The following is a 527-nucleotide window of genomic DNA, read 5'->3' as shown; positions in this document are numbered from 1 at the left end:
TTTTTATTTTTATACAGGCATTCGATTATCGGACGAAACAGAACTTTGATCTGTACATCATTCGTCAAAATCCTGACGGCAGCCTATACTGCCTAGTTGACGCTTATGAAGACCGGAATTATCTTCTGCTCCAGTCTTTCAGCCCTGATTGCCTGGACGGAGTTTCCATGTGGTTCAAAGTTTATAAAAAGAATCAGCGCCCTACACTTTTTGAAAAAGGCGATCAGCTTTATCGAATGAAAAACCATATAAAGTAAGGAAGTAAATCATGTAGATTTTTCCCATTACGGATAAACTGTTTGGATAACACAACAGGGATGGGATTTACCAATTCAAAAAAAATTAGTATTTCACCCCAACCTTTCCTATACTCTTTTTTCGTGTAAAAATCCATATTCAATGATATTTTATACTTAATTCACAAAAAAAACACAAAAAATGAGGTCAAATTTAGTGAATTTGGAATTACTAAATTCAACCTCGTAGTATTTACTATTTCTCAATGGGATTTAGTTTTACAATTGAGC

At 34.0% G+C, this 527-nt stretch carries 1 protein-coding gene; it reads left to right on the top strand.

The window, feature by feature from the left end:
• Window positions 1-257 (top strand): hypothetical protein (locus tag BACCELL_RS26685; RefSeq protein ID WP_007215063.1); only part of this gene is annotated, 257 nt, incomplete at its 5' end.
• Window positions 258-527 lie beyond the last annotated feature (270 nt).

The sequence above is a fragment of the Bacteroides cellulosilyticus DSM 14838 genome, from assembly GCF_000158035.1.
GTDB lineage: Bacteria > Bacteroidota > Bacteroidia > Bacteroidales > Bacteroidaceae > Bacteroides > Bacteroides cellulosilyticus.
This window is presented reverse-complemented; position numbering and strand designations above follow the sequence as displayed.